The following is a 2,305-nucleotide window of genomic DNA, read 5'->3' on the forward strand; positions in this document are numbered from 1 at the left end:
TTATCTTTACTATCTTTATTTTCTTTGCTGTTCCTGGCTTCCTTGTTCTCTTTGGCCCCTTTCTTCTCTTTGGAGTCCTGGGTTTCCCGGGCCTCCTTTTCCTTCTTCTTCAGCAGGGATTCCGCCTGGTGCTGTTTCCCTTCCGGATAGGGCATTCCGGCCATTTCCAGTACCATCCACAGGGCATTGGGACGGAAGGGCTGCTTTTTATTCTGGCAGATCCGTCCATATTTCAGCAGCAGTTCCGCCATGGCATCCGGGCTGTATTTGCAGATTTTCCTGATATTCTCCGGATCCTTCCCTACAATCTGCTGCAGGTTCCGGCATACCTGGCCCAGGAAGGCCTGGAAGGTATAGGCGGCAATGTCCCGGTAGATCCGGTCCCCTTCCTTGTACAGTTCCACCGCAAAGGGGACGATTTTTTCCCGGACCCGGGGGGACCGTTTGTCCAGTTTCCCCAGCTGGATAATGTATTTCCGGTATTTCCGGCTGTTCCCCTTCATGGGCTTCAGCAGCACTTCCACCGGGGTGGTTTCATAGATCAGCTGCAGATACCGGTCGTTGATATTCTCCAGTTCCTCTTCAGAAACGGTCAGGGAGGAGGGTATAACAGGAGATTTTGGCTTTTTCGGCGATTTCATGGTGTGACCTCCAAAAATAAAATATAAGAGTAATTTGACAAATAAAAAGAAAGCCCACGCCTCAAAAAGCGCGGCTTTCTTTATTATACCCGTGGATGTGGGGCCGGGTCAAGGAAGAGGTCTACCCCTTCCGCTCTTCCAAGCCTTTGTGCCTTCTTTCGTGAAGAGCATAATAGGCGGCCTTGTCCTGGTACATTTCCCGGTCAGCCTGGCGGATGGCCTGCCGGATGTGGGCGGAATCCTCCAGCCACAGGGACCCTACAGCCAGGATGGGTTCCGGGTCTTCAGCCAGTTCCCGGCGGATCTGCTCCACCCGGCGGGAAAATTCCCGTTTCCCCAGGTTCCGGGCCAGCACGACGAATTCGTCTCCCCCTTCCCGGAACACCTGCTCCCGGGAAAAGTTCCGGACCAAAACCCCGACAGCCCGGCGGATCAGTTCATCCCCGGCCCGGTGGCCCTTTTGGTCGTTGGTGGCTTTCAGACCGTTCACATCGGCGTAGATCACCCCCAGGGGACGATTCCGCCGGGCCAGGCTGTGGAGAGTCTCCTGGAGGGCGTTCCGGTTGTGGACCCCGGTAAGGACGTCGTACCGGCTCATATGCTCCAGCTGTCTCACCAGCTTGTGGTTCCGGATCTTGAAACTGAGGAAATAGGAAATGGTTTCCAGCACTTCCCGGGTGTTGATCAGGTCATTTACCTCGTAATTGTCCGCTCCCAAAAAGCCCACGATCTGTCCCTGCAGGTAAAAGGGCGCAGCGATCAGCCGCTGGATGTTCTGCCGCTTCAGGTTCTCGTAGTCCACCGGATCATCTTCCCGCAGCAGTTCGATGTCTTCAATCAGCACACAGGTGGAACTTTCCAGGAACTGGCTCCAGCCTCCCATGTACAGCTGATAATCCTTGTTCTGCAGGGTCTGGATTTCCGGTTCAATTCCCGGGGCGCACCATTCAAAGGTGTTGGAGACGGTTTTCCCGTCGGTTTCCAGCACATACAGCCGATCCGGGTGGATCATTTCTCCCAGGGCTTCCAGGGCATGGTCCATGGAAGCCTCATACCCTTCCTCTCCATTGAGGATCCGGAAGATCCGGAGGATCACGTCATCGGTCATCATCCCCCGGCGCATGGCGTGGCTCTCTTCCCGTTCCCGGTCCGCGATCATGAATACAAAAGCCACCCACCCTGGATGGTTCTCCAGGGGCTTTACGGCAAAGTCCAGCCAGTGGCCGATGCTCTCCTCATACAGTCTGCTGCGGATTTCCGTCTGTTCCATCACCGCCCGGTGGCAGCAGTCCATCCACAAAGGGTTCCCCTGGGGATACACCTCAAAGAACCGGTGTCCCAAAAGATCCTTGGGGGCGCGGCCAGCAATGGTGCAGTACAGCTGGTTCACATAGACATACCGGGCATCCATGGCTCCAGATCCCCCCTCATTGGGGATCACCTGGAACACCGCATAGGCCGCCGGCACATCCCGGAACAGGTCCAACCCCATCCTGTCTTCGTCCATAGCATACACTCCCTTACAGGCATTGTCATCATCCGCTGCTGGGTAGAATGGTGAGCCAAATTGTCAGTTTACAGTTTTATTATACCATGAAAAGATACGGGTGACTATACAGGAAAGGGGCTGCCGAATGGACAGCCCCTTTGGTCGCGGTCAGCGG

General features: G+C 55.4%; 2 protein-coding genes. Both read right to left on the minus strand.

The features are described from left to right. Nucleotides 1-641 (minus strand): hypothetical protein (locus QVO43_RS02640; protein ID WP_288174384.1); only part of this gene is annotated, 641 nt, incomplete at its 3' end. A gap of 121 nt (nucleotides 642-762) precedes the next feature. Continuing rightward, complete coding sequence (locus tag QVO43_RS02645) at nucleotides 763-2,148, minus strand: sensor domain-containing diguanylate cyclase (protein WP_022487053.1); 1,386 nt, start codon at nucleotides 2,146-2,148, stop codon at nucleotides 763-765. Nucleotides 2,149-2,305 lie beyond the last annotated feature (157 nt).

It is taken from the genome of Acidaminococcus sp. CAG:542 (assembly GCF_000437815.1).
In the GTDB taxonomy this organism is placed as follows: Bacteria; Bacillota; Negativicutes; order Acidaminococcales; family Acidaminococcaceae; genus Acidaminococcus.